Source organism: Lentzea albidocapillata subsp. violacea (genome assembly GCF_900100275.1).
In the GTDB taxonomy this organism is placed as follows: domain Bacteria; phylum Actinomycetota; class Actinomycetes; order Mycobacteriales; family Pseudonocardiaceae; genus Lentzea; species Lentzea violacea.
Genome location: NZ_FNET01000006.1, coordinates 231936 through 257082, shown reverse-complemented (window position 1 = coordinate 257082; position 25147 = coordinate 231936). Strand labels below are relative to the sequence as shown.

Below are 25147 nucleotides of genomic sequence, written 5' to 3'. Positions count from 1 at the left end.
CCAGTGTCGCATCAGTCGACGGGTTGCAACGGACCTTCGACATCCGGCAGCGAGTGCATCTCGATCGTCCGGGCGACCCTGGAGGCCTCCTGGCGCACCGCCATCGGGCCGCGAACGGACCCGATCCACCGCTCGGGTGGCAGCTCGTCGGCCGTGGCCTTGCTCTCCGCGACCAGCGTGTGCGGGCGGCGCAGCGCCCAGCGGACCGGGAAGAAGGCGAACAGAAAGATCAGCGCGAGGATCAGCCACGCCGGAACGACGACCTGCTCCGGCGTCCAGGCGATCAGCACGACCACCATCACGACGAGCATGCCACCCATCATGATGCCGGGCAGAGCACCGCCGCTGACGTCGTGTTCGAAGTCGTCGGACTCCACCGGGTTGCGCCACTCGATGCGGCTGTGGACCGTCCACATCCGCCCGTCAGCACCGCGCACCAGCCGCGTCATGTACCCGTCTCCCACGCTCGGTCGGTCTTGGCCAAACCGTACCTGGCGCGGGCAGAGCCTTGTGGGTGAACTCGCCGGACCTTGATCGTCACCGTCAGTTCTGGCGCGGCTCTGTCGGGTAGAGCGTGGCCGTCGTGACCGTGGTCCGCGGCGACGAGCACGGTACGGAGGACGGCGTCGGCGGTCCGGACGACGACGACTGCACGTCGAGCGATCTGATTTCCCTCGTCGTGGACGTCGTGCTGACCACGTCGGACTGGCCCGACGACTCGACGATCGTCTCGGCCCGCTCGGCCGGCGGGTCCTGGCGCGGCTCGCTGGTCGGCGGCGGCACGGACGCGGCGGTCCTGCGCACGGTCTCCTGGCGCTGCCCGCCGGGGTTGACCACGTTCTCCTGCGGCTTGAGCCGCTGTTCGGGAGCGGGCGGCTGGGCCACCACGAGCTCCTGGCTGTGCTCGGAGCTCGACGACCCGGACGTCTCCATGGCGATCACCGGCTTCTGGTCCGGCTGCAGCACGGCGACACCGGCGGCACCGTTGAACACCGCGGCCATCGTCCCGAACAGGCCGACGGTCGCCACGCTCGCCGCCACGAACGCCAGCTTCGCCTTGGTCAGGAACACCTTCCCGGCGAACGCGAGCCCCAGCGCCGACGGCACGATCAGGTACGCCGCGCTGGCGCGCAACGTCGCGCAGACCTCGTTCAGCTCCGTGTAGAGCTGTGTGCAGCCGGAACAGGTGTCGAGGTGGCCGCGGATCCGGCGTTCCTCGACGCCCTGGACCCCGCCCGCGGTGTAGGTGCCGAGCTTCGACCGGATCGCCGCGCACGACGAACGCCCGTCGTCGGCCGCGAGGTGGGCCTGCAGGTACGCCGCACGCAGTCCTTCGCGCGCACGGCGGGCCAACGCCGACATGGCGTTCGGCGAGAGTCCGAAGTGCGGTGCCACGGTGGCGGGGCGTTCACCCTCGACCTCGACCCGCCACAGCACGACCCGCCAGCGTTCGGGCAGGCTGGAGAAAGCCCTGGTGATGAGGTTGTGCTCGGCCCTGCTGTTCGCGTTGTCACTCACCGGCTCGACACGACGGCCCAGCTCCTCGTCCTCCACCGGCACGTCGCGGCGCCGTCCGCTCCACTCCCACGCGACGCGGCGCGCGACGGTGAGCAGGTAGGTGCGGACATGGTCGGTGGGCCCGCTGCCGCGGCGGATCGCCTGGAGCATGCGGAAGAACGATTCAGCGGTGAGGTCGTCGGCCTCGGCCGCCTCCCGGACGTGCCTGAGAGAAAAACGGCGGATCGCGTCCGCATGCCGGGAGAACAGTTCGCCGTAGGCCGAGTCGTCTCCCTCGCGCACTCTGGCGAGCAGGTCCCGGTCGACCTCGTTCTCGTCGACCATCACAGGCCTCAACATGCCACAAGGGGCCAGAACTGCTCCTCGATGAGAACAGGTCGATATACAAGACCATCCGTTCGGCGTGGGCTGATCAGCGCAACGCGATCGGTGACAGGACGGTCACAGGTGGGCGTCGGACGGTCGGCGCGACAAGATCCAGCGACTATCGTCACGCACGTGGTGGACTGGCGAGAACGTGCTTCGGCCCTGGTGCCGGAACTCCGGGCTGTCGCCGAGACCGAGGAGTGGTCCTGCCACGTCTTCTTCTCCGAGCTGTCCCAGCTGGCGCAGGAAGCGCACCGCGCGCAGGACGACGAGGTGCTGCGGCGCGCGTACGGCTTCGCGCACTGGTGCTTCCACCAGCCGGAACAGTTCCTGGAGAACGCGGCACTGATCAGCTTCTACGAGCACGTGTTCGACGACTGGGACCTCCGCGAGGAGGTGGCCGCGTGGCTGCCGGTCGACGTGCTGCCCAAGGTGCGGGCGCTGTGGGAGTGGCGCTGGCCGAAGGAGCAGTTGGACGAGGTAGATCAACTGCTGGCCGGTTTGGAACCCCCCTCGCAAGATGCCGTCTAGAGGCTGTTGTATAGTTGTCTCCCGTAAGGCAGTGCGGATGTAGCGCAGTTGGTAGCGCATCACCTTGCCAAGGTGAGGGTCGCGAGTTCGAGTCTCGTCATCCGCTCTCGAAGAAGCCCGGTGTCCTGTGGACGCCGGGCTTCTTTCGTTTATTGGGTGTTCACGCGGTTCTCGAGGTGATCTCAGGGGCGACCCGTGAAAAGGTGGTCCCAGACCGCTCGCATCAACCTGATCGAGCCCGTTCGACAAGGACCTGGAGATCATGGCCATCAAGCAGACGGCAAACGCTCACTGGGAAGGCTCCCTCGTCGAGGGCAAGGGAAACGTCAGCCTCGCCACCTCCAACAGCGGCAGCTTCGACATCGACTGGAAGGCGCGCGCCGAGGAGGCGGGCGGCAAGACCAGCCCCGAGGAGCTCATCGCCGCCGCGCACTCCTCCTGCTACTCGATGGCGCTCTCGCACGGCCTGACCGGCGCGGGCACGCCGCCCACCTCGATCGACACCAAGGCCGAGGTCTCGTTCCAGGCGGGCGTCGGCATCACCGGCATCCACCTGACCGTCCGCGCCAACGTGCCGGGCCTGTCCCAGGAGGACTTCGTCACGGCCGCCGAGGGCGCCAAGGCGAACTGCCCGGTCTCCAAGGCGCTCGCGGCCGTCGAGAACATCACGCTCGACGCTGCCCTGGTCTGAACCGCAGCTCCGCGGGCCCGTGACTGATCAGGTGCCTGCGGTAGCGCACGTCGCCGGGCTGCTCGGCCACCTCGGACGAGCGGTCGAGCAGCTCTTCGGCGACGATCCGGCCCTCCAGCCGGGCCAGCTGGGCGCCCAGGCAGTAGTGCGGCCCGTGCCCGAAGCCGAGATGCCCCGGCACGGCCGGCCGGCCGGGGTCAAAGTCCTCGCTGAACACCTTCGGGTCACGGTTGCCGGCCGCGTAGTCGAGGAACAAGTGCTCGCCCTCCTCGATCCGCACCCCGTCCACGGTCACCGGGCACGTCGCCGTCCGGAAGAACCCGGCGAACGGCGTGTCGAGCCGCACCACCTCCTCCACCACGCCGCCCAGCCGACGTTCCTTGCCGTCGAGTCGCAGGAACATGCTGGCCAGCATGTTCGTCGTCGAGTCGGCGCCGGCCACGACGACCGCGAGGCACAGCGACAGCCGTTCCTGCTCGGACAGCTGCCCGCCCCGGAACGCGTTCGAGCGCGCGAAGTAGGCGCAGAACTCGTTCATGCCGGCGAAGTACGACCCGAGGGCGCGCTCGCTGACCTCCTCGCCGCTGGTCAGTTCCAGCACCGGTGCCACGAACTCGCGGAACAGCGGGAAGTCCGCTTCGGGCACGCCGAGCACGTCACCGACAACTCCGAGCGCGAACGGCGCGGCGAACTCGCCGACGAACTCCGCTTCTTCCGGCAGTTCGTCGAGCAGGGTCCTCGCGCGTTCCCTAATTGAGTCAGCCATTTGGCGCACGGCCGTTGGGGTGAATTTCTGATTCGCCGCCGCACGAATTCGGGCGTGTCTGGTGCCGTCCGCCGCATTGAGTGAGGACATCAATTCGAGTAATCGCCGCTGCTCCGGCTGCATCCGTGCCGCGAGGGTCGCGACCTGCGGACCTGTCATGTTCCGGGAGGAGAACGTCACCGGATCAGCCAGTACGGCCCGCAGGTCGGCGTATGCGGTGACGCGCCTGGCGTTGATTCTCGGGTCGAATTCCATTGCGCTATCTTTGCGCGGTCATGGCCTTTGTCGGGGCTGACGACAGGACCAACAACGTGATCATCCGCCTGCTCGGGCCGCTCGAACTCACCGGCCCGAACGGAGCAGTTCAGCTCAGCAGTGCGGGACAGAACCCTCGTGACCCGGCTGGCGCTGAACCCGGGCGAGACGGTGCCGAGGAGTGCGCTCGTGGACGCGCTCTGGTCGGACGAAGTGCCCGCTTCCGCCACGAAGACCCTGCACAGCCTGCTCGCGCGCCTGCGCGGTCGAGGAACTGATGGAGGTATCCCTCGCGCTCGGCGAGCCCCACTGGTCAACGCGCTGGTCGAGCGGCACCCGTTCCGCGAGCGAGCACGTCATGGACCACTGCGCGGTGCTGGTGGACACGCTGCTGCGAGCGGCGCCGAACCTCCGTGTCATCGCCACGTGGCCATGGGACGCGGCGACATCGTCGAGGCCCGCGAGCTGGCCACGTCGTCGTTGCGCATCAAGGAGAAGTTCAACGACCTGCTGGGCATCGCGGTGTCGGTCGAGTTGCTGGCGCTGATCTCGGTGGTCACCGGTTCCGCGTCGAACGCCGCGTTGCTGCTGGGCGGCGCGGACCGCGTGCGGCAGTCGATCGGGTTGCCGCTCTTCGGGTCTGCGAACCTCGCGGCGTCGCACAACCAATGCGTGGCGTTGTGCCGGCAGGCGTTAGGGCCTGAACAGTACGAAGAGCACTTCTCGCGCGGTGCGGCGATGACCGTGCCCTCAGTGGTCGCGGCCGCGCAGTCGTGACGCAGGTTCCATGTGAGCGGCCTTCGCCGAACCGTTGCCTCGGCCGGCCCACTGGCGACTGCCTTTGCGGGGACTATGGGTGCGTGGACCGGGACAGAACGCTGGCGCACCTCAGCAAGGACGACTGGGGCAGGCCCGACTCGTCGTCGACCCAGCTCTACCGTGACCTGTGTGCGCTGCGCGATCTGCCGGTGGGACAGCTGACGCCGACGTCGTTGCACCTGCTCGTGACACACCAGGTGGGCCTGGACGTGACCGCGCTGCTGGCCCTGGAACACGTCGAGTGCGACCCGTTGCGATCGGTCGCCCTGTACCCCGGCGACCTGCTCGCCGCTCTACTGAGAGTAGATCACTCGTTCTGGACCGATCACCCAGCGTTACTGTCCAGGATGTCCGCCCTGCTTGATCGACTGCGCACCCTGCCGGACGGCGACTGGCACCTGCTGGTGTCCGCGGCCGAGCAGTTTCCCGGTTAGGCGCGCGTTAGGCGGCTCTTTGCCGGCGGGTGAGTTGCTTGCACCATGGCAAAGACTCTCGCGGCAACCGGCCTCACGCTGGCCTCCCTCGCCGCCACCGCTGTGTTCCTCTCCCCCGTGGCTTCCGCCGAGACCTGTAAGGCTTCCTACTACTCGGGCGGCGGCACGACGGCCAGCGGCGAGCGCTTCGACCCCAACAAGCTGACGGCCGCACACAAGACACTCCCGTTCGGCACTCGCGTGAAGGTGAAGAACCGCTCCAATGGCAAGACGGTGACCGTGCGGATCAACGACCGAGGCCCGTTCATCACCGGCCGCTGCGTAGACCTGACCCCCAGGGCCTTCAAGACGATCGCCCCGCTGTCACAGGGCGTAGTGGGCGTCACGGTCACAAAGGTGTGATCGAGTAGAAATGACCAGCTTCGCTTGACCCAATCGAGTGAACGAGATAGGCAATCCGGGTGTTGGCGGCGATGAGTGGGCCCGGTCGGCTCGCAACCGGGGCTCTCCTAGGTGCGGTCGTCGCCGCGTTTTACGTGCTCGCGCCGCATGTCGGATCGCTCGCGTCGGGCGATCCGGCAGGGCCTGACGGCGACAGACCGGCCCGTGTCTCGCTGATCAACACGCCTTCGTTGATCCCCACGGAGTCCCAACCTCCGTCACAGAGCGTGGTGTCGAGTTCATCGTCCGCAGCACCTTCTTCCACCAGCACAACGACCACGACATCCACGACAACGACCACAACCACGACGACTACTCAGGCTCCGCCGCCAGTAACCACAACGACCTCGCGACCGCGGCCGACGACAACTACGACGACCACGACCACGAGGCCGTGCGGAATCATCTTCTGTTAGTTGCTACGCGGTCCTGCGTCGCGCGAGGAAGACCGACGCGCCGCCGACGAGCAACGTCAGCGCACCGACCAGACCTAGACCCGAGACGCTGGCCCCGGTGTCCGCAAGCGCACCCGCCGTCGCCGTGTACTTGACCGGCAGGACCTTCTGCACGGGCTGCTCGGGCTGGCCGCCACCCGGCGTGCCACCCGGCGTGCCACCGGGCTCGTCGCTCGGCACGACCTCGACGGCCCAGCCGTTGTTGCACCACTCGGTGCAGTCCTGAGCGCTGATCAGCCACTCCGGATGCTTCACCTTCCACGGCCCGTTGACGACGACCTCGTAGAGGCCGGCAGGGATGTCGGTGAAGTAGGCCTGGCCATACTCGCCGGTGCCACTGGCGGTCCCGGCCACGACACCGGTCTTCGGGTCGACCAGGCTGAACGAGACGCCAGTCAGGTGCTCGTCACCGTTCATCCAGCCGTTGCCGTCGCGGTCCACGTAGAGCGAACCGTTGGTGTCCGTGCGCTTGTCGCCGACCTTGACGTAGTCGAAGACGCCGGGGTAGCCGTCGATGATGCCGTCGCTCGTGCCGAAGTCACACGCCACGTAGGCGTGGCCGTAGCGGTCGGCGGAGAGCGGGATTCCCGCGAGCACCGTGAACACGCGGCTCTGACCCGCGAGGATCGTCGCGCCCTTGTCCCAGTCGAGGTCACCGAGTCCGTCCGGGAACGCCATGTGCGGTCCCTCGCCGGAGCGGTTGCAGCCCGCGACGATCCCGGAGATGTCCGAGCCGCCCTTGTTGGTCAGCGTGAACTCCACGGTCGCGAAGCCACCGGCGACGTGGTCGGTGGAGGTGAAGCGCAGCGACGCCGACAGCTGGTCGTTCAGCGGCCGGACCGCCTTGTAGCGCAGCTCCGAGGTGGAGTCGCTGCCGTCGACCGGGATCTGCTCGTTGCTGTACTGCAGAACCCAGCCGCCAGGCAGTTCCTGGAAGTTCAGCCCCCACGTCCGGAGCTCGAGGCCGGTGAAGGTGAAACGACCGTTGGCGTCGGTGCGCGTGCGCGGAGTCACGTTCGGGTCGCCGCCGCCGTACAGGTACGCCTGGGCGCCGGCCAGACCCTCGCCGGCGTCCTGCACGCCGTTGCCGTTCGCGTCACCCCAGAGGATGCCGCCGATGGTGCCCGTCTTGACGGGCTCCCGGAACGGAACCTCGACGGTCGGGCTGCCGTCCATCGAGTCCCGGTCGTTGGTGGCGTTGACGCGGATCTTGAACTTCGCGTTGCCCGCGTAGCTGTAGGTACGGCCCTTGAGGGTGAAGGTCCGCGACTCTCCCGCCGCGAGCTTCGTGTCGGGCGCCCCGCCCCACGGCGCTCGCAGGCCGTCCCAGTCGTCGATGTTGAAGTACGACCCGGAGATGTTCTCGGACCACGCCGCCACGCCGGTGGCTTCGACGGTGCCGCTGTTCGTGATGGTGAGCTTGACCGTCACGGCCTGACCGACGAGGAACGGCCCGGCGCCGACGACCTCGGACGTGGCCTGCACGTCCGAGCGGGCGGGATCGGCAGCCGGCTGCTCAACCTGGTCGGCGGGCTTCTCCTCCGGCTTGTCGGCCGGCGTCTCGCTGACTGGCGGCGCGGTCGACTCGCCCGGAGTGGACGGCTCGGTCGGCGTCGTCGTCTCGGTCGGCGTCGTCTCAGCCGGTGCTTCCGGCTGGGTCGAGGTGCTCGGCGCCGTGACGTCCGTGCTCGGGGTAACAGGGTCTTCCTGCGCGTATGCGGTGAAACAGGTGGTGGCGCTCAACGCCAGAACAGCCGCGAACACGGCCGATCTGCGCGCGACGCCACGCGCGCGTGATCCAGACAAGGTGGAACTCCCCAGACATAGGCCACCGCGACGAAGCGACACGACCCCCGACGTACCGCGCGAAACCCCCCGCCGTGCGGTGAACGTGGTTTCAGCGAGCACGGTAGGGGCACCGACCTGGGATAACAAGTAACTTTCAGCTCACGATCGACTTCGCGGCTCACTGCTCCGCGAGCTTCAGGCCGACCGGGCACGACACACCGGTGCCGCCCAATCCGCAGTACCCGTAGGGATTCTTGGCATCGGACAGGTACTGCTGGTGGTAGTCCTCCGCGTAGTAGAACTCCCCCAGCGACGCCAGCTCCGTGGTGATCGCCCCGCGCCCCGCCTCGCTCAACGCCCGTTGGTACACGGCCGCCGAAGCCTCGGCGGTGACCCGCTGTCCTTCGTCGGCGTACAGGACCATCGACCGGTACTGCGTACCGATGTCGGCGCCCTGCCGCATGCCCTGGGGCGGGTCGTGGCCCTCCCAGAACACCCGCAGCAGGTCCTGGAACGGCAGCGCGGCCGGGTCGAAGACGACGAGGACGACCTCGGCGTGGCCGGTGCGGCCAGAGCAGACCTCTTCGTAGGTCGGGTTCGGGGTGACGCCGCCCGCGTAGCCGACGGCGGTCGACCAGACGCCGGGTGTACGCCAGAAGAGGCGTTCGGCGCCCGAGAAGCAGCCCAGGCCGAAGACCGCGGTGCGGTGCCGGAGGGGAACGGTGGCGTAACCCGACGATCCGGGAACACCGCGTGAAAGTCGGGCACGGTGATCGGGTCCGGGCGGCCTGGCAACGTGTCGGCGGCAGTCGCCTGGCGGGCTTCGTCTCGACCGAACAGCGCCATGACCTGCATTGTATGGATCAGGTCTGCCCGCGAGAACGGCCCGGCGCCGACGACCTGGGCGCGGTCACCTCGTCAGGAGTGGACGGTTCGCCCGATGCTTCCGGTTCGGTCACGTCCGCGCTGGGCGTAGCAGGATCTTCCTGCCCTGCGGTGAAACCGGTTGGGCCACCGCAATGACGCGGTCAGCCCGTGATCGTGAACTTCACGATGTCGCCTTCTTCGACGCGCTCGACCGGCAGCCCGGCGACCGGCCGTGCCGCGAAGTCGACGCCGTACGGACGCGACTTGACGACGACGACCTTCCGGATGCCGTGGTGCTTGAGGACGTCGATGCTGCGCTGGTCCGGGAACGTCCTGGTCACCTCGGAGATCTCCTGGTACTGCGGGGGAAAGTTGCCGGAGTTGCCGTTCGCGAGTTTCGGGAAGCCCTCGATCGACCAGAGCAGGTAGGTGAAGTCGCTCGTGTCGTCGATCGGCAGCATCAGGATCGGCTCCTGCGTCTGCTCGAACACGCGCGCGACATCCGGCGGGATGCCGGGGGTTTGCACGTGTGGCCACCGCGGAATGCCTTCCAGCAACGCCGCGAGCGCCGGGACGAGCAGATAGATCGCGATGAGCTGCAGGGCCACCTGTGTGCGGTCGACCAGCAGCCTGCCGAACTCCGTCACCGCTCCCGCCGCGAGCAGCGCCAGCGGCAGGATCGCCCAGAGCACCAGCCGTCCTGGTGTGCGCATGGCGTCCCAGCCCGGAAGGAAGTCCCACAGGAAGCGGTACAGAGCTCCGTCGAGGAAGTTCACTCCGAGCGACAGGACGACGGAGAGCACGACGGCCGATCCGAGCAGCACACGCACGCGGACCCGCCATGCGCTGACGAAAAGGCCGATCACGGCCAGCAGCACCACGACGAGTCCGGGAAACAGCAGCTTCTCGCCGATGCCCGGCTCCGGGATCGTGCTGTGGTCGTTGAAGATCGTCTCGACCCACAACCAAGTCTCGTACGGAGCCGTCCACAACCCGTTCACCGGCGGTGAGAACACCTCGATCTCGCGCCAGGTCCGCGCGAAGCCGTAGGTCTCCAGCACCCGCAGGTACGGCGTCACCAGGAACCAGGTGACCACGAGGAACACTGCGGCACCGTAGGCGTTCGCGATCACGATCGGCCGGGACCGCCTGCGCCAGGCGGAGACCGCGACCACCAGCCCGACCAGTCCCATGAGATAGACGAACGGGAGGCCGATGGCGAACCCGATCGACACCTGCCAGGTGGCGATCAGCCACCCGGAGAAGATCCACCAGGGCCGGGGCTCGGTTCGTTCCCGGAACGAGTACCCGTGACCGCGGGCCAGCGCCCACAGCGCCAGAGCGATGCCACCGGTCGACACGACGTTGAGGTGATGCAGGTGGGCGAGCCGCCACGGCGCCCACGCGAACACCACACCGGCCAGTGCGGCTGCTTGCCAGCTGCTGCCGAGTTGCTTGGCCAGCAGGTAGCAGCCGGTGAACGCCAGCGCGAAAGCCAGCACGAACGCGGCGTTGTAGCGGAACACGGCCGCGTACTGACCATCACCGAACAGGCTCAGCGGGAGGTAGCCGAGCAAGGAGTCGGTGAACGCGAAGTTGTCCTCCGCCGGGTAGAACTGGTTCGCGGTCCACAGGTCACCGCCCTCGGTCAGGAAGCGGTGCAGCCAGGCCAGCTCCCACGTCTGCAGCAGCGGGTCGCCCAGACCACCGGTGATCAACGACCGAGGATTCAGCACGATCCGGAAGTTGAAGACCATCGAGATCAACAGGCCGAAGTAGAAGGCCACCGCACCCTCGGACCTCAGCAACTGCCCGGCCCTGCGCACGACCTGCCGGCGTCGCTGCTCCCCCTGTTCGGAAACGGTGCCCGATTCCGAAATCGCCCCCACGAACCGACCTCCCGTGCCGCCCAGCCGGGCATCCCCGAACGCCCAACTGGGCACTTCAGGGTGACTGTACTGCGTACGGGTGAAGGGTCGGTCATGCTTCGCCGGTGTTCGACCTGTCGGACAGGACACGCACGTGCCACCAGAACCGCGGTGGCCGCAGGGGTTCGTCACATCCGGGCGGTGCTGATGGGGCGGTCTGCGAACACGGTGGGGAACGGCGGTACCGTCTGTCACGTCGAACGCCCCGGCAGCGCGCCGTGCGGAGCAATCACCTTTCGTCTTTGCGCGACCGGACGACGCCATTGCTTCGATCCAGGGTGGCGTGTGACACAAGGAAGTCACGACTTGCCAGGTCGGCGCGATATCGATCTGTCGGATTCGGCACAATGTCGCAGTCTGACGGTTATCTGGAAGGGGGTGCCAGGCGTGACCTGGCAAGAAGAGCTGCAGAAGCTCGACCTTGAGCTGGCCTCAGGTCGAATCTCTGCGGACGACTACCGCCAACGCAGGGACGAGGTGCTGGCTGGTTCCACGTCAGCTCCGCCCCAGCCCCAGCAGCAAGCCCCCTTCGCCGCGCCGTTCCGCTGGCAGGCCATGCCTCCTCAGCAGCAGGCACCCAACCCCGACGCGACCCAGGTCGTGAGCACGGGGCAGGCAGCGCCGAACCCCGACGCGACCCAGGTGGTCAACACGCAAAAGGCAGGTGACTCCGAGCGCACCCAGTTCGTCCGGCCGGTCAGCGGGCCTGAGCCGCAGCAGGGCGGCTGGCAGTCCGGTCCCTCGGCACCGCCGCCCTGGGTGGGCGGCGACGGCGGGTTCGGACCGATGGGCGGCTCCACCCCCGGCTGGATCGCCCAGGGGCCTGAGACGTTCGACGACGCGGGCAAGAGCAGCGGCAAGGGCCGCATCTTCGCGATCGTCGGCGTGGTCCTGGTGCTGGCGCTGATCGGTGGCGGCATCTGGTGGTTCACGACTCAGTCCGGTGGTGGCGGCAACGGAGGCGAGACCACGGCGCAGACCACCACTCAGACGACGTCGACCAAGCCGAAGCCGAAGGACGACCTTGACATCGTCGCCCTTCCCGGCAGCCAGGAAGACCAGAGCGGGATCAAGACGTTCGAAGACATCGTGGCGCAGAAACTCCTCACCGAGGAGGAGAACGCCGTGTACGCCACGGGCGGCGCGACCAAGGCCCGTGTCGCGGTGTCGAAGCTGCCGAACGGTGACGTGATCCAGGTCATCACCGTGCAGCTGACCGACGCGACCGCGGCGACCACCGCCCGCGAAGCCCTGGCCGCGTTGCAGACCAAGTTCAACATGAAGACCTACACGGGCGGCACCATCCCTGAGGACGTCTCAGCCCACCAGATCGACGTCGAGGGCGACAAGAAGGGCTCGGCCCGCGCGCACTACGTGCACAAGAGCACACTCGTGCGCCTCCAGGTCGCGGGCAAGGACCAGGCCGCGATCAGCAAGGACTTCGACTCGGTCCTCGCTGCGCAGCTCGAGTTCCTGCCGTCCGGCTCGTGACCTCGACGGGCGACCATAGGGTGGTCGCCTGCACGGTGGCGACACGTGCCCAGCTCTCCGCCACGCGGGCGCTGGGCACGTCCTACCTGAGGCAACACCCCGAACACGACTTCGTCGTCGTCGACCTGGAAGACCCACCGGATTGGCTGGGGATCTCCGAGGACGAGTACTTCGAGCTCGCGACCGCCTACGACGTCGGTGAACTGGCCGAAGTCATAACGCCACAGGTGGTGCGAGGGCTTCTCGAGAAGTACGACGTCGTCGTAAAGCTTCCGCCGCGCGCCCTCGTGCTGGCACCTCTCGCTTTCTTCGGCTCGCCCGGATTCGTCGATCTGTCGGACTCGGCGCTCGCGCACTGGAACTTGCACGAGCGGCCGCTCGAGGGCGCGAATCTGATCAGGTTCGACGACTACGACCTGAGCACGCCGTGGGTGATCGCGCCCGGCAGCCCGCAGGTGCTGTTCTCCGAGCGACCCGAGCTGAAGCGGATCTACGACGAGTACGCCAGTCTCGTCGAGCCGCACGACGCGCCATACCGCTTCGGCTTCCTCGCGGATGGAACGCCGATCACCGCTCCGATGCGCACGCTCTTCGACGAGACGCGTACGCATACGAACTTGCTCAACCCCACCGGGGAGAAGCCTCCGCACGCCTTCGACGGCGACCACTTCCGGGAGTGGCTCCGGCTCCCCGCGACACCGATCGAACGCGTCAACGGCTTCAACCGGCTCGTGCTGGCCGTCTGGCGGTCACGCGTCGATTTGCAGGTGGCTTTCCCGCACCCGTTCGGTCCAGGTTTCCGGCAATGGTGCCGGTTGCACGGCACGCACGAAGGCCTTCCCGAGTGGGCGCTCCCCGGTGAGCCGCTCGAACCCGCCGCGCCCATCGACCAGTTCGGCGTCAACGTCGCCGGTTACCACACTGCCGAGCTGGGCGTCGGCGAAATGGGCCGCGTCATGCTGCGGGTGCTGGAGGCCGCGGAGGTCCCGCACGTGTCCGTGGTCGAGGAGCACTCGATCACCACGACCGTGCGGACAGCGCTCGAAGCACCGACATCCATTGGCGCGCCGAGGTTTCCGGTCAGCCTGATCACCGTCAACGGTGACTTCACCGCGCCTCTGCTGGAAGCGAACCCCGAGGTGGGCCACGACCGCTACCGGATCGGGCTGTGGGCATGGGAGCTCGAGGACTTCCCAGCGTCGATGCACCACGGCTACGCCCACGTCGATGAGATCTGGACGGTGAGCGAGTTCTCCCGCCGTGCCATCTCCGCGCATTCACCGGTACCCGTGCACACGATTCCGGTTCCGGTTCCCGACCCCGGTGAGCCGCGCCGCGAGCCGAGCGGCCGCACGCGCTTCCTCTTCGCGTTCGACTACAACAGCACAGCCGGGCGGAAGAACCCCTATGGCCTGGTCACCGCGTTTCAAGCGGCTTTCGAGGAACGTGACGACGTCGAGCTGGTGATCAAGTCGACGAACTCGCACTCGAACGTTGCGTCCGCGGAACGACTCCGTCTTCTGGTCGCCGGCGACGAGCGGATCACCCTGCTCGAGCGCTACCTCACCGTCGGCGAGCTCGCCGACCTGTATGCCACCAGTCACGCCTACGTTTCACTGCACCGCGGCGAAGGTTTCGGGCTCACCGTCGCGGAGGCGATGATCCGCGCGATCCCCGTGATCTCGACCGACTACTCGGGCACGGCGGAGTTCGTCACGCCGGAGACCGGCTGGCCGATCCCGTACTCCACGACGGAGGTCGGTCCGGGCTGGGCCCCCTATCCGGCCGGCGCCCGCTGGGCCGATCCCGACCTGGACTCCGCCGCACGCGCGATGCGAGAGGTGGCCGACGACCCGAAGGAGGCACGGCGGCGTGGTGTCGCCGGACGCGCCCATCTCCTCCGCACCCGTCAGGTCGACGCCGCAGCGAGCTGGGTGGCCGAACGCCTGACAGCGGCCCACGAGGAGTGGCGGGCCCGGCACGAGCCGGTCCCGGTACCGGTTCCCCCGTCACTCGCGAGAAGGGTCGCCAGACGGATCATCAGAACCGTCCGATCACCTGATTCACTCGCTTGACCTGCACTAGAATTCCCGGACACCTTCTCTGCACTCCCTGGACGGCTGATGTCGGAAGCACGGCTGGCGGACGCTCTCGTACGCCTTGATCAGAACAAGGAGCTGCGGCTTCCGCTGCGGTCCCGCGACCTGCTCGGCAGGTTCGTGATGCGACTGCTCTGGCGTCGCCAGGTGAAGTGGCAGATCGAGAACAACATCGCCACCCGCGACGCCGTCAACGCGCTGAGCGAGATGCTGCACGACCAGCAGCAGGTGCCGCGGGGCGAGCTCGCCCACGAGGTGCAGCAACTGCAACGCGCCGACCAGAACATCATGGCCGGGCTGAACCAGCGCCTCTACGCGGCGATCGGAAGCGTTCGCACGGAGCTCAGCGACCTGCGTCTGCAGCTCGTGGACGCCGGCCTGCACGAGGAGAAGGCGGACCAGCGCCTCGACGCGATCGAGTCGCAGCTCGCCGAGCTTGTCGCGGCCTCCCGGGACGCCCGCCTGCGCAACGCCCAGGTCGACCTCGTGCTCGACCGGTTCCGCCGCAGCGCCGACGCCGGGTTCGACGCGTCCACCGTCACGGTCCCGGCCAGGGCGAACGGCGTGGAGCTGGCGATCGCCGAACTGCTGGACGGGCCGGTCGAACACGTGCGTGCGGCGAGGGCGGCGCACCTGCCCGCCGTCGACGGCAGGGGCACCGTGTTCGACGCCGCGCCGTGGCGAGGTGAGTGGTTCGAGGTGCTGCGGGAGGCGGGCATCTCCGCCCACGGCGCGTCAGCAAACCCCTCGGTCGTCAAGCACAACGCGGAACTCGGCTTCCGCCTCGACGAGGCGGACCCGCTGGACGCGCTCGCCGCAGTCGACAAGCGTTCGCTCGGTGCCGTCACCGCCTTCCGCTTCGTCGAGCGGCTGTCGCCGGACGCATTGGGGCAGTTCGTGTCGCTGGCCGCGGAGTCGTTGCGGCCGGGAGGCGTACTGCTGGTGGAGAGCCTGGCAGCCGGCCCCGAGTTCCACCTCGACCCGTTCGCGCTGCGTCCGGTGCACCCCACCTATCTGCGCTTCCTCGCCGAGACGGCGGGCTTCGCCGAGGTGACGACCGAGCACCGCGAACACCCGCTCGGTGCGCGCTTCACGCTGACCGCCCGGATGTGACCGTGCCCAACAGCATGTGGAGCCCGCTGCCGCCCGACCGCAGCGGTATCGCCGACTACACCCACGAGCTTCTCTCCCACCTGGGCGACGGCGTCGAACCCGTCGCCCGCACCAGTCCACGGGCACGGTCCACAGGCGTGGCGTGCTACCAGATGGGCAACCACGCCGGCGTGCACTCGTGGATCTACGAGCAGGCGCTCGCGGTGCCGGGCGTGGTCGTCCTGCACGAGATGTCGTTGCTGGACTTCAACCTTGGCTACTGCCAGGGGCTCACCCCGCAGTTCTACAAGGAACTGAAGGACGCGCACGGCCCCATCTGGGGAGATCCGCACGACCCGGCCCTGCTGCACGGCCTTCCCGCGGTCGAGGTCGACGGCGTGCAGATGCTCGACAGTCGCACCATGACGTTGGAGAGCCGCGTCGTGACGGCGAGCCGCGGCGTGATCGTGCACGACCCGCACTCGGCAGCGCTGCTGCGTGAACGCTTCCCCGGCAAGCCGGTGTTCGTAGTGCCGCACGGCGCACCGGTGCGCGACGACACCGACCGCGAGGACATCCGTTCGCGGTTCGGGTGGACCGACGAGCACGTGGTGTTCGGAGTCTTCGGCGGCTTCAACCGGATCAAGCGCATCCTCGTGACGGTGCTGGCGTTCGCCGAGGTGCGCAGGCGCTGGCCGAACGCCCGGATGCTGATCGCGGGTCACGTCGACTACCCGGACGTGCACGCCGACGTCGTCAGCGCGATCGAGCAGTTCGGCCTCGGGGATTCGGTCCACCTGGAGCTCAGCCCGGCGAAGGACGCGTTCGAGGACCTGATCACCGCCACCGACGTCGTGATCAACCTTCGCTGGCCGACGATGGGTGAGACCAGCGGTGTGATGATGCGAGCGTTCGGCGCCGGCCGGATGGTGATCACGAGCGACCTGCCTCAGCACCGCCACCTCGACAGCGCGTTCTGCCCGCGCGTCCCGACCGAGCCGGCGCGTGAGGCGGAGAAGCTGGCGGCACTGCTGGAGAACGTGGTCGAGAACCCGACCGAGGCACGTGCGGCGGGCAAACTGGCGCGCGACTGGGTCGCCGAACACGCCTCGTGGCCGGTTGCGGCCGACGGTTACCGACGTGCGCTGGACAGCGTCGCCGCGGGTGAGAAGCCCGACGACACCGTTCCGGCCGGTGTGAACCTCTTCGCCGACCTGCGTGCGACAACCGGTCTGTCGGAGTCGTTCCGGCGCGCCGGCTCGGCGATGCGCCGGGCCGGCCTGCCGATGACGTACACCGAGTTCAACTCACGCGCACCGGTCCGCACGGTGCCGGTACCGCGCGAGATGCTGGAGCTGCGTGGGGGCAAGGATCACCCGCTCGACCTATGGATGGTGAACCTCAACGAGTTCCAACTCATCCCGGAGACGGCGCTCGACCGGTACACGATCGCGCTGTGGGCGTGGGAGATGCCGGAAATCCTGGACTACACGCTCCAGCAGCTGCCGCGCGTGAACGAGTTGTGGGTCGTGTCGTCCTACGTGGCCGAGACGTTCCGGACCGTCACCGACGTGCCGATCACGGTCGTGCCGAACGTGGTCACCGAGATCTCACCGTCGCCGGACCGTGCGCGCTTCGGCCTGAACGAGGACGCGTTCGTGGTGCTGTTCACCTTCAGCGCCTCGTCGAGCGACGCGCGGAAGAACCCCTGGGGCGTGATCGAGGCGTTCCGGCGGGCCTTTGCACCGCACGAGCGCGGCACCACCGCGCAGCTCGTGATCAAGGTGGTCGACCTCGACATCTTCCCGCTGATGGCCGCGGCGCTGCAGGACGCGGTCGCAAGCGTCAACGGCGTGCTGATCACAGGCGACCTGACCCGTGCCGAGATGGACTCGCTGCTCGCGAGCTGTGACGTGTACGCGTCGCTGCACCGTTCCGAGGGCTTCGGCATGGGCATGGCCGAGGCGATGTCGATCGGCAAGCCGGTCGTCGCCACCGGCTACAGCGGCAACACCGACTTCATGCCGCCCGGATCAGCCGGGGTAGTCGGGTACGACATCCGCCCGATCACCATGGCCGACCACCGCTACGACGAGCGGTTCGCCGACTGGTACCGCCCAGGGCTGCTGTGGGCGGAGCCCAACGTCCCCCAGGCCGCCGGCTGGCTGCGGCGCCTCGCGGACAGCCCGTCGCTGCGGGCCCGCATGGGCGCGGCGGCCCGGCAGGCGATCTGGGAGCGGTGCAGCTACGAGGCGGTCGGCAAGATCATCCGCGACCGCGTCGAGGCTATTTACGAGGAGCGTTCTCCAGCTCGATGAGCCGTGCCTCCAGCGCGGCGATCCGCTGCCGCGCCCGGACCGTCTCCTGTTCGGCGTGCTGCGCGGCCACCCGCAGCGCGTCGAACTCGACCAGCTCGTGCTCCTTGGCCTGCTCCGCCTCCCGCACGGCCTCTTCGAGCCGGCGGATATACGCGATCTCGGCCATCCGCGCAGCCCGCTGTTCGGCGGCGTCGGCACGGATGTACTTGTCGAACACATTCGCAGGCACAGCGAGCAGTTCCAGCGCCTCGGCGTCGTCCGCCTGCGCATAGAACCGGTTGAGGCCGTCGAACAAGGCGCACCGGTACCCGGCGGCGGTCATCAACGGGTCCCAGGCCTGGTGCGCGGGCTTGGTCGAGCCGGGCTCCGTCGCCTCGACGACCACGACGCGCGGCCGGTGCCGGTCCCAGTCCGCGCCCTCGATGACGGCGAGTTCCTCCCCCTCGACGTCGATCTTGAGGAAGTCGACGACACCGGGATGCTCGTCGAGCACGTCGGCGAGCGTGCGGACCTCCACCTCGACCGGAACGATCTCCAGCGTCGACTCGGCCTGGTAGGTGCTCGCGAGCGCGCTGTCGAGCGTCGACCATCCGGACCGGTTGACGACGTGGTGCAGCACCGCCGAACCGGGCTTCGCGCCGAGCGCGATCGCCAGCGTCACGTCACCGGGCCGCGCCTTGCGGAGCGCCTCCACCTGAGCCGGGATCGGCTCGACGTTGATGCCGCGCCAGCCGAAGTCGTAGAAGTGCTTGGTGACGGAGTCCTCGACGGGATCCGACGCACCGACGTCCACGTAACGCCCGGTCACCCTGCCATGGAAGAGCCGGGCGAGGAGGACATCCTCCGCGTTCTGCGCGTACGAGATCACGCCGCAAACAATATCTGGCGCCCCGGAGCGGCAACCCCCGGTCGAGCCGCCGCGTCTTTACCATCAGCAGCTGAGAGAGCCGGGAGGACCCGATGGCACCTCTGGTGATATTAGTCACATTGGCAAGTTTGGTGTTCCTGGTGCGAACTGTAGCGGCCGTCCTGGCCGTTTCCTCCAGCAAGAAGGCCAACGATTACCCTGCGCCACAAACGTCCACCAATTGAGATACTCGTTCGGAGTACGTCTTACGGTGGAACGTCGACTTACCGTACGATCCTTTCGGGTCGTATGACTGATCAGTCACCCGAAGGGGACCTCACAGGGGTAGGTGCGCCATGGACCACGCACTGAACAAGGTCATCGAGCTGCGCGAGAGTGGCTTTCAGTTCCTCCACCTGAGGGACGACGCCGGGCAGCTCGACCGCATCATGGCGTTCAAGCAGCGCAGAGGCTTCATCGACTCGATCCTGTTCTGGTCGGAGACAGAGGCGCGCGCGGGACGACTTCCCGCGGTCCGCGACTCGGCTCGCCCGGCACAGGCCGTGTGGATCTACGAGGGCCCGCTGATCGAGGCTGTGGACAGGCTGTTGGACCTGCCTGAACCCGGCGCGCGCAACGCTCCCATGCTGATGAAGGCGACGGCCTCGGACTTGGCTGTCGTGACGACGCTGCCGTTCAAGCTGAAGCTGCCGCCGGGGGCCATCGCCTAGTTCGGGCTGTTAGTTCTTTTCGAGGTCGCCGCGCTTTACGGCGCCGATGAACGTTGGGGTGCGGCGACTACCGGAACTCACGTTTCTCGCGTGGGCCTGCTGTGTTCAATACGACCAGAATCGTGACGTTCGGTAGCAACGCGGTGTTCGCCTACCTTTCAGCCGCGAGCTTTCGGATCCACTCCGCCGATTCGTCTGGGATGAGCGCCAACCCCGCCACCTGTTCGAAGGAGGCGGTCGAGGCTGAGACGACGGCGTGTCCTCGATGACCTGTGCTGTGACGTTCGGAAGCTCGCCGAGTGGAACTTGAGCGGATCGTCATCGGACAGCCACTCCCGCCGCCGTCCTCGGACCTGGGCGGGTTTGTGCGCCACTGCGCGCTGGCGCCCCCTAAAGGATGAAGAACTTCCCTCGCCTGAGTTACGCAGCTTGATGTAGAGGGTCCTGACACGACACGTTCGCGCCTATGAACCTCAGGAAGACCGTCGCGGGGGCCGCTGTTGCCCTCGGCAGCGCTACCGTCATGCTCGGCCTGGGTGGTATCGCCAACGCGGACACCGGGTCCGCCGCCGTTCACACCTCGCCCGACCTCGGTGGCCAGCTGGGCGACGTCGCCAGCGTCAGCGACCTCGCGTCCGTGAACACCGCCGACGCAACGGGCAAGATCCAGGCCATCAACGCGCAGGACCTCGACGCCGCCGCGCTGGTCGAGAACGTCGACGCCGGTGCCACCGGTCTGCCGGCCTCCACGCTGCTCGGCCTGAACGAGCCGCACGGTGTGCCGACCGGTGCCGCGTCCGTCGACATCTGATCCGACCAGACCTTCCTGGCCGGGGCGGCGCCCGATTCCCTCCCCCTCGAATCGGGCGCCGTTCCACCTTCCTGGAGCTGAACGCCTTGGGTATCAAGAAGATCGTTGCTTCTGTCGGTATCGCCGCTGGTGCGATCGCCGCGATGGCCGGTACCGCGAGTGCTGCGCCGCAGCTGCCGGACGTCGACCCGATCGGCCAGATCAGCGAGCTCGGTGACAGCGCTGGTGTCAGCACGCTGCACGACTTCAGTGGCAACGTCGACATGAACCACAACGGCACCAAGGTCATCGGCGGCTAGAGCTAGCGGCCTGCCGCGTAGCCCTGCGCGCCGCGTGGGTTCGCGCCGGCGCGTAGGAGTCCGTTCGCGGCATCCCTTGCCACGGCGGACATCCGGCCCAGCGTCCACTCGCCGGCGTCCACCACCCGATGGCCTCGCTGGCGCAGCTCGTCCAGGACGTTCGTGCCGACGCGGGACTCGATGACGAGTTCGCCCGGCGTCCAGGCTCGCGGGTAGAACGAGCTCGGGAACGCGTTCGAGTGCCACATCGGCGAGTCGATCGCCTCCTGCAGGTTCAGGCCCGCCTGGTGTGCCAGCCAGAAGCCGAGCTGCCACTGGTCCTGCTGGTCGCCGCCGGGAGTGCCGAACGCGAGTGCTGGGCGGCCGTCGTGCAGCGCCATCGACGGCGACAGGGTGATGCGCGGGCGCTTGCCGGGGGCCAGCGAGTTCGGCAAACCCTTGTCCAGCCAGAACATCTGGGCGCGGCTGCCCAGGCAGAAGCCGAGTGACGGGATCGTCGGCGACGACTGCAGCCAGCCGCCGGACGGGGTCGCGGAGACCATGTTGCCCCAGCGGTCGACGACGTCCACGTGCACGGTGTCGCCGCGCGTCACGCCGGAGCGTTCCACGGTCGGTTCGCCGATCGCGCCCGTCGGGTCGGACAGCAGGGTCGACGGCCCGCTGATGATGTGGTTGGGCAGCAACGGTTCCCGGCCGTCGGGTGAGCCGGGGCGGAGCTCGAACGAGGCCGTGGACGAGATCAGCGCACGGCGTTCGGAGGCATACGAGCGCGAGAGCAGTGTCTCCAGCGGAACGTCCGGATCGTCGCCGTACCAGGCTTCCCGGTCGGCGAACGCCAGTTTTGCGGCCTCGACGGCGAGGTGGACGGTCTCCGCGGTGGGCTTGCCGTCCACATAGGACAGGTCGTAGCCCTCCAGCAACCGGAGCTGCTGCGCCAGCACGGGTCCCTGCGTCCAAGCGCCGGCCTTCACCAGCGACCACTCGCCGAAGTCCGCGACGAGCGCATCCTCGTAGGACGCCTCCCACGACGCCATGTCGGCACCGGTGAGCACGCCCGCGTGGTCACGTCCGGAGTCGTCGCGGAACTCCGAACGGCAGAACTCGTCGATCTGCGCGGCGACGAACCCCTGCGACCACGCCCGGCGCGCGGCCTCGATCTGCGCCTCGCGATCGGCGCCGGCGGCCTCGGCGGCGGCCAGCAGCCACTCCCAGGTGTCGGCGAGCTTGGGGTTGCGGAACCGGCCGCCGGGAGCCGGCAGGACGCCGTCTGGCATCCACTGCGCGGCGGAGGTCGGCCAGTGGTCGCGGAACAGGTCCGAGACCATGCCGATCGTGTGGGCGGCACGTTCGACGAGGGGGAAGCCGTCACGGGCGTAGCCGATCGCCCGGTCCAGCACCTCACGCAGAGTCTTGGTGCCGTGGTCACGCAGCAGGGTGAGCCATCCGTCCCACGCGCCCGGCACCGTCGCGGCCAGCAGCCCACTGCCGGGGATCAGCGAAAGCCCCAGATCGGTGTAGTGCTCGATCGACGCTCCGGCCGGCGCCACGCCCTGCCCGCAAAGCACCTGAGGGGCCGCGCCGACGGCCGAGAAGATGATCGGCACCTCGCCGCCGGGGCCGTTGAGGTGCGGTTCCACCACCTGCAGGACGAATCCCGCGGTCACGGCGGCGTCGAAGGCGTTGCCGCCGTCCTCCAGCACCGCCATGGCCGACGCGGAGGCCAGCCAGTGGGTCGAAGCGACCATGCCGAAGGTGCCGACGAGTTCGGGACGCGTGGTGAACACACCCACAAAGGTACGCGAGGCTAACTATATTTCATGACTCCAAGTGACCTACACCCCAGACCCGAACGGAGCAGCCCCTGATATCGGTACGACTTTGGTCGTAGCGGACCGTGACAGATCTCCTACCAGAGGTCTACCGACGCGGACGATGTTTCGAACACCGTCGAACGGCACAGTTTCAGACATGGGAATTCTGGGTGTCGCGACGATCTTCATCGGCCTCGCGCTCGTGGCTGCGGTGCCGTTGGTGGCCCTGCTCCACTGGACCGACCGTTGAGTTCGAGGTAACGAGCGTTAACCTCCTCGCGAGCAGTTCGCTTCGAGGAGGATGAAGGCATGGAGATCTCGGGTACCGCGGCCATCGTCACCGGTGGCGCGTCCGGCCTCGGCGGCGCGACGGCACGTGCGCTGGCGGCGCGTGGAGCGCAGGTGTTCGCTCTCGACCTGCCCAGCGCCATCGCGAACGCCGACGCGATCGAGAACGTCACCTACCTGGCCGCCGACGTGACCTCGGGCGAAGAGGTCCAGGCCGCCGTCGACACCGCTGCCGGCTCCGGCGCCCCGCTGCGCATCACGGTGAACTGCGCGGGCATCGGCCCGTCGTCCCGCACCGTCGGCAAGACCGGCCCGCACGACCTCGACCTCTACCGCAAGATCATCGAGGTCAACCTGATCGGCACGTTCAACGTCCTGCGCCTGGCCGCCGCGGCCATGGGCAAGACCGAGGAGCTCGAGCACGGCGCCCGCGGCGTCATCATCAACACCGCGTCGATCGCCGCGTTCGACGGTCAGATCGGCCAGGTCGCCTACGCCTCGTCCAAGGGCGGCGTCGTCGGCATGACCCTCCCGGCCGCCCGCGACCTGAGCAACGTCGGCATCCGCGTGCTGACCATCGCACCCGGCATCGTCGACACCCCGATGCTCGCCACGGTCTCCGACGAGTTCCGCGCGGGCCTCGCCGCCGGCATCCCGTTCCCGAAGCGCCTGGCCCAGCCGTCGGAGTACGCGCAGCTCGCGCTCTCGATCATCGAGCACGACTACCTGAACGCAGAGGTCATCCGCATGGACGGCGCTCTGCGCATGGCACCTCGCTAGAGGTCTCCGGCGAAGGGCAAGCGAGACATCGCGTCCGAGGTCATCCACTCGCGCAGGCGGTGGGTGGCCCGGACGTCGTCCTCGTTGTACCAGAGCAACCGCTGCCGCTGATCGACGTCGAGCTCGTCGCCGTTCATCCCGACCGCGGACCGGTACCAGCGCATGGAGTTCTCGCCGCCGGCCTCGGGATCACGCCACGAGAACCCGGCGGCCGGCGCGATGACCTTCAGGCCCTTGCCGTGCGCGCACAGGAACTGCTCGCGGACGATCCCGAACAGGTCCACCCACGAGTCCGACCCGATGAACTCCTTGACCTGCGCGATCGTCGGGATCCCCGGCTTGCCCGCGAACCGTTCCGCCGACGCCAGCAGCCAGCGGTTCTCGGCGAGCTCGTTGTAGCAGTAGGCGCGGAACGACAGCCCGCGTGCCTTGGCCCGCAACCGGATGCCGGTCAGCCAGGTCCAGAACTCGGCGAACGAACGCGCCTCGTCGTCGCACGGCAGCGCGTCCCACGTCACGAACGCGCGGTAGCCGTGCTCCTCGTCGATGTCCTTTCCGGACAGCAGGCAGCCCCACATGTACGCGCCGAGATCGCCGAAGCTCTCCATGTCGACGTCGACCTCGACGTCCGCGCGCGGCACCTTCATCTCGGGCACCCGGCGCACCAGCGTCAGGTCGCGCAGCCAGGCCCGCGCCAGCACCACGGCGTCGCCGAACGGCATGCCGACGAGCTGTACCGGGCCTTCCGCCGACGGGTCGAGCTCGGCCAGCTGGTCCACAGTGGACAAACCGATCTTGCGCAACGCCGCCGCGTCCTCGCCGCGCACGACGAGGCTGACGTCCCTGCCCTGCTTCAGGTCGCGGTCGCACGTCGGCCACCACGGGCACGTCTTGCAGTCGACGATCCGCGACGGACGGGCCAGCGGTTCCTTCTCGTTCGCGGCCGCCAGCGCCACGGCCAGCCGGTCGCTGAAGCGGGCGTCGTACTCGGCCAGCGCGTTGCGGCCGCCGGGCCACGTCGGCGCCTCGAGGTCGTGCCACAGCACGACGTCCGCGTCCATGCCGATCACGCCACCGGTGGCGCGTCCGTTGCGCGCGTAGCCGGCCGCCTGCAGTTGCCGTTGCGCGTGGGCCAGCCGCAGTTGGTCACGGGGCTGGGGGCGGACCTTGCGGTGCGGGTCCGTGCGGCTGCCGTCGGGCAACGGCATCGTCAGCGGGCTCGTGCGGGCACCCTGGCCGGGGTCGGTGATCTTGTGGCGGACCACCAGCACCGGCACGTAGCCGGTGGAATCCTTGACCAGCAGGTCGATTCCGCCTCGACGGCCACCGCGCGGATCACGGGGCAGCGCGGCGCCCCAGATGTACTGCGCGCCCATCTCCATCGCGGCGAGCGTCACACGTTCGCGGTCCGCGCTGCGCACGTCGGGTCCGCTCGGCACCTCGAAGAGGTTCGAGCCGACGATCCGGCCGAGCGCGTCCGCCACCGCGCGACGGTGGCTCGTCGCGTCCGCTTTCCGTTGTTCCGATGCCGGATCGGGCGCCGCCTTGGGAGCGTCGCGCATTTCCGGATCGTTTTCGAGGTGCACCCGCCGCCGACAACGAGTGACCACGCCGGCGTCTAGCTGCACCTGGGAAGTCACAGGATGCAGGGTATGTCGCGCGTCGGGGAGATGTGTCGGCAACCTGGGCAGTAAGTTTCATCTGACGGAGGAGGTGTACCC

At 68.3% G+C, this 25147-nt stretch carries 22 protein-coding genes, 1 tRNA gene and 1 pseudogene; 14 read left to right on the top strand and 10 right to left on the bottom strand.

Going from position 1 to position 25147, the window contains the following annotated elements; genetic code table 11:
- Nucleotides 1-11 precede the first annotated feature (11 nt).
- Both BLR21_RS16445 and BLR21_RS16440 read right to left on the bottom strand, forming a co-directional pair.
- Nucleotides 12-449 (bottom strand): DUF983 domain-containing protein, encoded by a 438-nt coding sequence (locus tag BLR21_RS16445; RefSeq protein WP_090006686.1) that lies wholly within the window; start codon nucleotides 447-449, stop codon nucleotides 12-14.
- A 94-nt stretch (nucleotides 450-543) separates the two neighbouring features.
- Entirely contained in the window at nucleotides 544-1857 is a 1314-nt protein-coding gene (locus BLR21_RS16440) for a sigma-70 family RNA polymerase sigma factor (protein WP_256334721.1), read from the bottom strand.
- Between the two features lie 159 nt (nucleotides 1858-2016).
- On the opposite strand from BLR21_RS16440, the gene BLR21_RS16435 reads away from it, so the two are divergent.
- The 3 genes from BLR21_RS16435 to BLR21_RS16425 all read left to right on the top strand — a co-directional run bounded on the left by BLR21_RS16435 (nucleotide 2017) and on the right by BLR21_RS16425 (nucleotide 3106).
- On the top strand, nucleotides 2017-2415 hold the full coding sequence (locus tag BLR21_RS16435; RefSeq protein ID WP_030480289.1) for a DUF7674 family protein: 399 nt from the start codon (nucleotides 2017-2019) through the stop codon (nucleotides 2413-2415).
- A gap of 33 nt (nucleotides 2416-2448) precedes the next feature.
- Nucleotides 2449-2521: transfer RNA gene (locus tag BLR21_RS16430), tRNA-Gly, on the top strand.
- Between the two features lie 156 nt (nucleotides 2522-2677).
- Nucleotides 2678-3106 (top strand): OsmC family protein, encoded by a 429-nt coding sequence (locus tag BLR21_RS16425; protein ID WP_090006684.1) that lies wholly within the window; start codon nucleotides 2678-2680, stop codon nucleotides 3104-3106.
- Here the strand turns inward: BLR21_RS16425 and BLR21_RS16420 are convergent.
- Nucleotides 3081-3872, bottom strand: coding sequence for a cytochrome P450 (locus BLR21_RS16420; protein ID WP_176929657.1), 792 nt, complete (start codon nucleotides 3870-3872; stop codon nucleotides 3081-3083). The two genes, BLR21_RS16425 and BLR21_RS16420, sit on opposite strands and share 26 nt — an antisense overlap.
- Before the next feature lie 681 nt (nucleotides 3873-4553).
- Between BLR21_RS16420 and BLR21_RS42515 the strand changes: the two genes are divergently transcribed.
- From BLR21_RS42515 to BLR21_RS16405, 3 genes are all read left to right on the top strand, one after another.
- Nucleotides 4554-4904 (top strand): hypothetical protein, encoded by a 351-nt coding sequence (locus BLR21_RS42515; protein WP_176929656.1) that lies wholly within the window; start codon nucleotides 4554-4556, stop codon nucleotides 4902-4904.
- Nucleotides 4905-4987: 83 nt separating this feature from the next.
- A complete protein-coding gene (locus BLR21_RS16410) occupies nucleotides 4988-5380 on the top strand; it encodes a contact-dependent growth inhibition system immunity protein (RefSeq protein ID WP_090006681.1) in 393 nt (130 codons plus the stop codon).
- Between the two features lie 45 nt (nucleotides 5381-5425).
- Nucleotides 5426-5782 (top strand): septal ring lytic transglycosylase RlpA family protein, encoded by a 357-nt coding sequence (locus tag BLR21_RS16405; protein ID WP_090006680.1) that lies wholly within the window; start codon nucleotides 5426-5428, stop codon nucleotides 5780-5782.
- A 130-nt stretch (nucleotides 5783-5912) separates the two neighbouring features.
- Here the strand turns inward: BLR21_RS16405 and BLR21_RS16400 are convergent, their stop codons facing one another.
- From BLR21_RS16400 to BLR21_RS16385, 4 genes and pseudogenes are all read right to left on the bottom strand, one after another.
- On the bottom strand, nucleotides 5913-6128 hold the full coding sequence (locus tag BLR21_RS16400) for a hypothetical protein (RefSeq protein WP_143027742.1): 216 nt from the start codon (nucleotides 6126-6128) through the stop codon (nucleotides 5913-5915).
- 112 nt (nucleotides 6129-6240) lie between these two features.
- Nucleotides 6241-8082, bottom strand: a complete 1842-nt coding sequence (locus BLR21_RS16395) for an SdrD B-like domain-containing protein (RefSeq protein ID WP_143027741.1) — start codon at nucleotides 8080-8082, stop codon at nucleotides 6241-6243.
- A gap of 160 nt (nucleotides 8083-8242) precedes the next feature.
- Nucleotides 8243-8910: pseudogene (gene msrA / locus BLR21_RS16390) on the bottom strand (peptide-methionine (S)-S-oxide reductase MsrA).
- A 182-nt stretch (nucleotides 8911-9092) separates the two neighbouring features.
- A complete protein-coding gene (locus BLR21_RS16385) occupies nucleotides 9093-10820 on the bottom strand; it encodes a hypothetical protein (RefSeq protein WP_143027740.1) in 1728 nt (575 codons plus the stop codon).
- Nucleotides 10821-11246: 426 nt separating this feature from the next.
- Between BLR21_RS16385 and BLR21_RS16380 the strand changes: the two genes are divergently transcribed.
- Genes BLR21_RS16380 through BLR21_RS16365 form a run of 4 tightly spaced genes read left to right on the top strand, consistent with a single transcriptional unit; the run spans nucleotide 11247 to nucleotide 17859 of the window.
- Complete coding sequence (locus BLR21_RS16380) at nucleotides 11247-12350, top strand: hypothetical protein (RefSeq protein ID WP_090006676.1); 1104 nt, start codon at nucleotides 11247-11249, stop codon at nucleotides 12348-12350.
- A 35-nt stretch (nucleotides 12351-12385) separates the two neighbouring features.
- The gene (locus tag BLR21_RS16375) at nucleotides 12386-14425 is read left to right on the top strand and encodes a glycosyltransferase family 4 protein (protein WP_256334720.1); all 2040 of its coding nucleotides are present in this window, start codon (nucleotides 12386-12388) and stop codon (nucleotides 14423-14425) included.
- A gap of 48 nt (nucleotides 14426-14473) precedes the next feature.
- A complete protein-coding gene (locus tag BLR21_RS16370; RefSeq protein ID WP_090006674.1) occupies nucleotides 14474-15562 on the top strand; it encodes a hypothetical protein in 1089 nt (362 codons plus the stop codon).
- Nucleotides 15563-15564: 2 nt separating this feature from the next.
- Nucleotides 15565-17859 carry a glycosyltransferase gene (locus BLR21_RS16365; RefSeq protein WP_256334719.1) on the top strand — a complete coding sequence of 765 codons (2295 nt, stop codon included), beginning with the start codon at nucleotides 15565-15567 and terminating at the stop codon, nucleotides 17857-17859.
- On the opposite strand, the gene BLR21_RS16360 is transcribed toward BLR21_RS16365, so the two are convergent.
- Complete coding sequence (locus BLR21_RS16360) at nucleotides 17828-18727, bottom strand: FkbM family methyltransferase (protein ID WP_090006673.1); 900 nt, start codon at nucleotides 18725-18727, stop codon at nucleotides 17828-17830. The two genes, BLR21_RS16365 and BLR21_RS16360, sit on opposite strands and share 32 nt — an antisense overlap.
- 335 nt (nucleotides 18728-19062) lie before the next feature.
- On the opposite strand from BLR21_RS16360, the gene BLR21_RS16355 reads away from it, so the two are divergent.
- The 3 genes from BLR21_RS16355 to BLR21_RS16345 all read left to right on the top strand — a co-directional run bounded on the left by BLR21_RS16355 (nucleotide 19063) and on the right by BLR21_RS16345 (nucleotide 20547).
- Complete coding sequence (locus tag BLR21_RS16355) at nucleotides 19063-19437, top strand: hypothetical protein (RefSeq protein WP_030480275.1); 375 nt, start codon at nucleotides 19063-19065, stop codon at nucleotides 19435-19437.
- 466 nt (nucleotides 19438-19903) lie between these two features.
- The gene (locus BLR21_RS16350; RefSeq protein WP_090006672.1) at nucleotides 19904-20248 is read left to right on the top strand and encodes a hypothetical protein; all 345 of its coding nucleotides are present in this window, start codon (nucleotides 19904-19906) and stop codon (nucleotides 20246-20248) included.
- Between the two features lie 86 nt (nucleotides 20249-20334).
- On the top strand, nucleotides 20335-20547 hold the full coding sequence (locus BLR21_RS16345; RefSeq protein WP_090006671.1) for a hypothetical protein: 213 nt from the start codon (nucleotides 20335-20337) through the stop codon (nucleotides 20545-20547).
- A 2-nt stretch (nucleotides 20548-20549) separates the two neighbouring features.
- Here the strand turns inward: BLR21_RS16345 and BLR21_RS16340 are convergent, their stop codons facing one another.
- Entirely contained in the window at nucleotides 20550-22331 is a 1782-nt protein-coding gene (locus BLR21_RS16340; protein ID WP_090006836.1) for a gamma-glutamyltransferase family protein, read from the bottom strand.
- A 336-nt stretch (nucleotides 22332-22667) separates the two neighbouring features.
- Between BLR21_RS16340 and BLR21_RS16335 the strand changes: the two genes are divergently transcribed.
- The gene (locus BLR21_RS16335; protein WP_090006670.1) at nucleotides 22668-23426 is read left to right on the top strand and encodes an SDR family NAD(P)-dependent oxidoreductase; all 759 of its coding nucleotides are present in this window, start codon (nucleotides 22668-22670) and stop codon (nucleotides 23424-23426) included.
- On the opposite strand, the gene BLR21_RS16330 is transcribed toward BLR21_RS16335, so the two are convergent.
- Complete coding sequence (locus BLR21_RS16330) at nucleotides 23423-25066, bottom strand: TM0106 family RecB-like putative nuclease (RefSeq protein ID WP_090006669.1); 1644 nt, start codon at nucleotides 25064-25066, stop codon at nucleotides 23423-23425. The two genes, BLR21_RS16335 and BLR21_RS16330, sit on opposite strands and share 4 nt — an antisense overlap.
- Nucleotides 25067-25147 lie beyond the last annotated feature (81 nt).

Bases quoted from the DNA above. Each gene is read 5' to 3' on its own strand.
- BLR21_RS16350 (WP_090006672.1), top strand. From the start codon at position 19,904: ATGAACCTCAGGAAGACCGTCGCGGGGGCCGCTGTTGCCCTCGGCAGC.
- BLR21_RS16445 (WP_090006686.1), bottom strand. From the start codon at position 449: ATGACGCGGCTGGTGCGCGGTGCTGACGGGCGGATGTGGACGGTCCAC.
- BLR21_RS16440 (WP_256334721.1), bottom strand. From the start codon at position 1,857: ATGTTGAGGCCTGTGATGGTCGACGAGAACGAGGTCGACCGGGACCTG.
- BLR21_RS16370 (WP_090006674.1), top strand. From the start codon at position 14,474: ATGTCGGAAGCACGGCTGGCGGACGCTCTCGTACGCCTTGATCAGAAC.
- BLR21_RS16405 (WP_090006680.1), top strand. From the start codon at position 5,426: ATGGCAAAGACTCTCGCGGCAACCGGCCTCACGCTGGCCTCCCTCGCC.
- BLR21_RS16335 (WP_090006670.1), top strand. From the start codon at position 22,668: ATGGAGATCTCGGGTACCGCGGCCATCGTCACCGGTGGCGCGTCCGGC.
- BLR21_RS16425 (WP_090006684.1), top strand. From the start codon at position 2,678: ATGGCCATCAAGCAGACGGCAAACGCTCACTGGGAAGGCTCCCTCGTC.
- BLR21_RS16355 (WP_030480275.1), top strand. From the start codon at position 19,063: ATGGACCACGCACTGAACAAGGTCATCGAGCTGCGCGAGAGTGGCTTT.
- BLR21_RS16420 (WP_176929657.1), bottom strand. From the start codon at position 3,872: ATGGCTGACTCAATTAGGGAACGCGCGAGGACCCTGCTCGACGAACTG.